Here is a 6922-nt window from a genome sequence, read left to right on the forward strand (position 1 = left end):
GACTCATTTGAGGCTCCGCCGATAACTGCTTTCTCGCATACGTTAATGCCAGCTTAGATTCGATCTCTTCGATTGAAGAAGATTTTTCTGCAAAATCTAAAATGGGTTTAACTTCTTCTGTTGACAAAATTTTAGAATACTTTTTAAATAAGTCATCTTTTTGAATCTTCATATAAGCCGTTAACGAAGCTTCTAAAGAAGCGATTTGAGAAGCCATATTTTTGATTTCGTCATCTTTTTGCTGGATTACCAGAGTAAAGTCAAAAGCAGGAGCAGGTTCTGGCTCTGGAGTAGGTTCTGGAGTAGGCTCGGGCGTTGATTCTGGTTCAGGTATTGGTTCCGGCTCTGGTTCTGGTGTTGGCTCTGGTTCGGGTGTTGGTTCTGGAGCAGGTTCTGGTGTTGGCTCTGGTTCTGGAGTAGGTTCTGGTTGCGGATCAGATATTTCAGCATACTTTTCTGGAACTTTGAAAAGTATATAATCAAGCTTATCTGTTCCTACTGGTACCCATTTGGAAGCTACTTCCTGTTTTTGTTCTCCCAGAACAATACTTTCGTCAGTTCCTATTGCGAGAGAGTGCTTATAGTATTTTCCTTCGCCATAGTCTTTTATTAAAGCCCAGAAAGAAGCGGTATCGGCTTCATAAAAGCAACTTTGCACGTAATAGTCCGTATAAGTTCCTCGCTGGTCTAAAATTGCTCGAATCTTATCATCGAGTTCCCAACCCATTGAAATACTGTATTGAATTACAGGTTTTTGTACTAATTTATTTCCCAATATATAATATCTCCTTCCAAAAAATTTCTCTAAATCTTCCAACTCTTCAGTTGGCTCTTCGGTCTTTCGGGTGTATTCTGTTAAAAACTTTGCGCCGGCATAAGCAGGGGCAAAATTATCACCTAAAACACACAATCTATCAAGAGCAACAGACGTGAAAATAAATACATTATCTTCATAATATCCAGAATAGGAAGTTTCATCCAATTCCATTGATTGCCCTTTTCCTTTTATTTTATTGGCTTCGGCATACTGGCGCGTCCATAAAAACCCTTTACACATAAGGTATTTACGAATTTCGCCATCTTCTTCAAAATCTTGATACCAAGGGTTCTCTAAGGAAGCAAATCCATAAGGTCGAGTAAGGTCTTGTATTTCCAAAGCGCCATCTTTTACAATAAAGCGACGGCTATGCTCTTCAAAATCACCAGTATCTGGATTATAAAAGCCAACAATTGGTGCGCCCGGAATAGAAGCTCCAAGCTCTTCCCCTACCTCTTCAGTAATTACCGTAAAGTTAGGATTAGGCTCATTGGAAACCCAACATACTTTAATAATGACTTCGCTAACAAGTTCAGTTAAAGGCTTTACTTCAAGGATTCGGGAAGTTCCGAAAATCATCTTTGAGGTCATTCATTGTCTCCTTTCCTCGATTTATAGAATAAGTCTTGAGTAATGTTAAAAATAATATTAGTTCAGAAAATTTTAAATAACTGTTACAGCTTCACTTGCCGAAAAATTCATGCTCGGCGTTCCGCCAATATTCCATGAAAATTGCTCTAAAATATAAGTACCAGATATTTTTCCTTGGGGAAAATTGATAAATAATGGCAGATTGACTTCAAGATAAAACAAAGGCAGACTACTAACAGAAATCATTGCGTTATATAAGCATTTTGTATATAATAGTTCTCGAGCCTCTTCAAAACAAGTGCCAAAAGAATTCTTATAAGAAAAATACTTCATCTGATCTGGGCGAACAAAAGAATAGGCTTGCCCTATACTTATATAATACTGCGCCTTTTCGAGCATGGCGTTACTGTCTTTATTATTTTCAATGAAAACAATATCTTCTGGATTTTTGCTGAACACTTCATTAATTTTAGCATTATTTACTACGTGACATCTTCTACCAAGCTGATTTACAGAATATTTGCCTATCATTGAATCAGAATCAATAATATCAAGCCAATACTGGATTTTATCTGGAGCATTGATCGTATCAGGATTATATCCATACCAAGGAGTAGTGAATAAGTTTTCCCATTCAGACTTAAAACTTTTTGTGCTTCCATTACTTAACGGATCAAAAAGATAACGCCATTCAGATTTTAATTCCTCATCGTAATAAGTGGCTTTTGTCGAGCTACCATAAGCCATAAGCGCTTGTCGATATAGCTCTTCTCGCCAATTAAAGTGAAATTCTTCTGGCAGATGACTAAAAGCAGTTTTCAAATTAGGAGTAAAAAGAGAACTCTTTTCTCCAGTTAAGGGAGAATTTTCAATCTGATACCTAAGGATTGCATTTGTTTTAGAATCACGTATCTCATAGATATCTTTAAAGCATAAAGAACCGTTTTCATAGTCTGTCCAAGGAATTGGTTTTGGGCGAGAATCTATCGCCAAATGATACCTTACCAATTTTTCATTATTTCCGCTTTTTCTACTTCCCCAAACTACAAAATCATTTTTTATGTTTTGGATATCTGGCGAAAAACTGGCAGAGGAAATCAAGGAAGAATCTGCAAATTCATTAATATAACTATTATCGGGAAAATTTGCTAAATATAGCTGCCAAATCTCTGAATCTTGGTTTACATTTAAGTTTAAAGGAGCATTTCCTGTCTTGTAGAAATTTTTCTTTTGCTGAAAATGGAAGAAGCCCTCTGTGTCATAAAAGTATTCATAATTGCCAAGAGTATCAACGATAGCATCTAATACTTGAGTAACATAACTCCCTGCCTGAAAAATCAGTTCACCGGGATACGTTAGATCAACTTCTAAATAGCCAATATTGTCACCTTTATAAAAAACTCTGGGGAAACCGTCTTGCGGAGAAGAGCTAATAATAAAGGAAGTCCCTGCCGAAGTTTCCGTAAACCTGATCGGCGTATCGCCGTTATATTGAACTAATTGACGACCTACTTCTGGAACATCATCAACTATGATACGGCTATAATGCTCTCCGCCAAAGTGATGAACTAATTCTTTTATGATGTCTTTAATTATAGGATACTCTGTAGTAGTATTACCCTCGCTATCAATTATTATTTTTTCATGAAACTCAACAGTAGACTGTAAAGTCCCTCCGCAAAAGCCGTTTAGAAAAGCAGTTTTATCCATAAATTCGCAAGATACTGTCGCCGAACTCGTTGAAACTTGGGAAGAGGCTTTTGTAATAACAAAAACACCTTGATTAAACCAGAGTTTTTCTCCATATTTCTGATAAGATTCGTTTTTAAAGAATGGATTTTGAATTCCAATAAAAAATTTAATCTTAGTTTTTATAGATATTAGATTGTCTATGTTTGTAATATCTACGGTATCTGCATCTAAAATAAACTGAAAAGAACAGGTACGCCGAATCGGCGATTTAGCGGTCACATTTAAGTTTCCGCTAATCGCCTTTCCTTCGATTCTCGCCAGAGGTTTTTCAGTATTAAAATCTAATATTGAAAGAGCAACCCAATATTCTTTAATCTTATACTTATTTAATTTAATTAAAAAGTCTTTATCTTGTAAAAAATCAGTCATTTAATACCTTCTTTCATGATGGCGGTACGTAAGGAAGATATGTTAAGGAAACTGGGACATCTATAGACCTTGCTCCATCGTATGAAAGCACATTAATATCTTCAGCTTTACTAACTACTTTAATCCATCCATCAGCAGCTAATACCCCGGGTTTAAGGGTAATAGTTATAACATTGTTAGAGGAATTGTATGATTGAGTTATGTCATCCCAATTCGTAGCACTGAAATAAGCATCTCCATAAGGCCGAATACCGCCTTCTATATAGTTTGCCAAATTAATCTCAAAGACTTCTGTTTGACCATTATTTCCATCATGTTCTATATTAATTTCTTGCCCACCTATAAGATTCATTGGGTCACTTACTTCGGCAACAAAGACCTTTGCAAAAAGAGCAGGGCTTGATGCACTGTCATTAACTAATAACTGTACTTTTTTTCGTTCTCTATCAATATTGCCGCTACTACCGCTAATAATATTGTTATTCAAAACATAAGGAGACAAGTTTTCGTATCCCGGAGGATCATAAACTCCAAAGTTATAAGGTGGATTGCCGCCGAAGACATAATTTGAACTATCACCATAAGCTAAAACTATTGGATCAGGTACCTCGTTTTTGTCATGAGAACCTACTATCAATGTTTCGATTAACGGAATTGAGCCATCGGTAAGCACCCATTGGAACTCTAAGTTCGGCAAGTTCTTCTTGACTGTTAAGTATATGTTTTGAGGATCTCCATTTTGATAAAATACTGAAGTTTGAGTAGTATTCACGATGACTTGCAATGAAACATCTTCAGTAAAATCAGAAGGACGTACTCCTGTTATTAATCCAGTAGAAGCATTTATTGATAACCAGTTAGTTTTTGGGTTAGAAACCAGAGAGTAGGTAAACGGCGCTACGCTGCCACTAACTCTTGAACCAACATTAAACGATACTGATTGCCCTTCCTTTGCTGCGGGAATATCTGTTTCGCCGTTATAGCTAAATAAATAGAAGACTCCATACATTGACAGAGAGCCAACCGCTGTTCTACCAAGACTATCTGTTACCCTTAAAGAGTAAATTTTACCTAAAGAGATATTATTACCAGTATTTCCAGTCAAAACTGAAGAAGTTGGGTTTACTGTAAGCCAATCTTCGGTTGTTCCACCGTTCGCAAAATCAAAAGTAGTGTCGCCGACAGCATTAACCACAAAATTTCTTAAAGTGATTGGGGAGATGTTCGAGTTAGGATTTGTTCTTGGGATAGTTGTATTTATATTGAATTGAAGAGGAGGATGCTGAAGCACTGGTCCATAATTAACGATTCCTGTCTTAGTTTGAGGAGTATTTGGAGTACTGTCTGTTACCGATACCGTAATAGAACCGTTATTAGAATTCAAAACCGTTGGAGTTCCAGATACAACCCCTGCCGAGGACAAGCTTAATCCAGTAGGAAGGCTGCCATTAGTTATACTATAGGTAAAAGGCGGATGTCCGCCGTTTCGCACAGGCGTAATATCCTTTGCAGCAATAGGAGTATTAATCGACATTGTAGGTATACTAACCGTTGGTGTCCAAGTAAGATAACCAATTATCTTTTCAAAAGTAACTGACATAGATAAATTTAAGCTTCCAGTATATTGATTACTATTTAATTGTATACTAATTAAACCAACAGTAGGTGTAGAGCTAACTTCTTGTAGGATTCCTTTTAAATACCAGCCACTTGTTCTATTCGATAAAGTAATTCCAGATGGAAGCCCTGAATAAAAAGTAGTTACATCGCTTCCTCCACCAGTAAAAAGAGGCTCTGATTCGAAGTTAGTATTTACTAAGGTCGGTGATAAAGTATAACTGCTCATTGTTTTCTGCAACATCTCTGATACAGTTGGAGACCACCATTCATCAGAATAAATCGCCGAATAGCCTAAACTGTCGGTAACTCGAAGTCGTCCGCCATAGTTTGTTTGATTTACTGCTTCTGTGGGGCGCCCTTTAACTAAACCATCAGCAGATAAGATTATTCCGGGACAAATCGCTCTATCTGTCACGATAGGATCATCAATACTATCACATAAATCATAAGTATAAGGCGGAGAGCCGCCACTCGCTTGCAATATTCTTACTCCCGCTCCCGAAGAAGTTCCGTTTGTAGATACATAAGAATGATTTTTTACTAAAGGAATATCTTTAAAGCTATTTAAAGCCTCTAAAGTTAAACCGGCATTGATTTTACCTATTTCTATCGGGACAGTCGCCGAAACCCCTAAGCTATCTGTCACATATCCAGATATTGTTCGCGCCGACATCGCAGTCTTTGTAACTGGACGCCCTATAGTGGAAAGAGATGGCGAAGTTGTTGGACCAGTTATTGAGAAAAGATATGGAGGCAAGCCCGGTGCGCTTAAGGTATAAGGCGATTTACCACCAAAGATGGTCCCGATCTTTATCGGACCGATAACTTGGTCGCCGTTACTTTCAGGTATTGTAATTTTATTGGCTACTCCTGTAAACTTTAATTCGGAAAGATAAACCATACCATCTACTGGGAGGGCGTGATAAGTACCAATTTGGATAAGGAAACGAGAAATTGGCTTTTTCCAATCAGAAGGAATTGTTAAAGTAAAGTCTTGATAATCGGTCATAAAGCTTGCCCCTTCAGCAAGTCGCTGTTCACTTGCAAAGACGAGGGTTTCGCCTACTTTTTCAGCTACAAATAAGCGAATCATATCTGCCGCTGTAGTATTTTTCCACTTAAAAGTCAAGCTTTCATAAGACGTAAAGTCTACTGGTTCAGTAAAATCGTATCTAAACTGGGCATTATATTCGCTCCCACTTTGAGCGGCACTACGATGGATTTCCAATTCAACGGCATACTTATAATTAATTTGCGGATCGGCGAAACTTCTATTGATTTTAACAATTGGCTGATTACTCCACCAGCTCGATAGATCATGTTCAAAGTTCCATCCCAGAAATTTGCTATTCCATTCTAAGCTGTTGTAAATCTTGCCGATTGGAATATTAATCTTATTTGTTGCACCATAAAAATCAGATATTGTTAATTCAACAGAAGAAGCATCTGCGGCAGCTTTTGGAGTGCCAGAAAAAGTTAAATAACCATTAATAGAATTCCAATTCATAGAAATACCAATAGGTAAAGAGCCTTGGCTAATACTCCAACTATAAGGTGGAGTGCCAGTACCTGTAATAGTATTTATAGTAAAAGAATAGTCTTGATCGCCGCTGCCTAAGACATATTCCTTAAACTTATAATAAGGTGATGGATTTTCAATGATAATGGCACCACGGATTCGTGCTGTTTCGATCTCTATTTCAGCCGAATTTTCTTTAGCGTCTTGAGCAGTTATAGTTATTGTCCGTTCGGCGCTCGGCGCAGAGGCTATAC

General features: G+C 37.4%; 3 protein-coding genes. All 3 read right to left on the reverse strand.

Going from position 1 to position 6922, the window contains the following annotated elements; all coding sequences use genetic code 11:
- Positions 1–1408: hypothetical protein (locus PHT93_RS14820; RefSeq protein ID WP_300244485.1), on the reverse strand; the 1408-nt coding region annotated here is incomplete at its 3' end.
- 72 nt (positions 1409–1480) lie between these two features.
- Positions 1481–3529 carry a hypothetical protein gene (locus PHT93_RS14825; RefSeq protein WP_300244487.1) on the reverse strand — a complete coding sequence of 683 codons (2049 nt, stop codon included), beginning with the start codon at positions 3527–3529 and terminating at the stop codon, positions 1481–1483.
- Positions 3530–3542: 13 nt separating this feature from the next.
- The coding region (locus tag PHT93_RS14830) for a putative Ig domain-containing protein (protein ID WP_300244489.1) at positions 3543–6922 on the reverse strand (3380 nt) is incomplete at its 5' end.

This window comes from Massilibacteroides sp., assembly GCF_028705895.1.
Taxonomy (GTDB): domain Bacteria; phylum Bacteroidota; class Bacteroidia; order Bacteroidales; family Tannerellaceae; genus Massilibacteroides.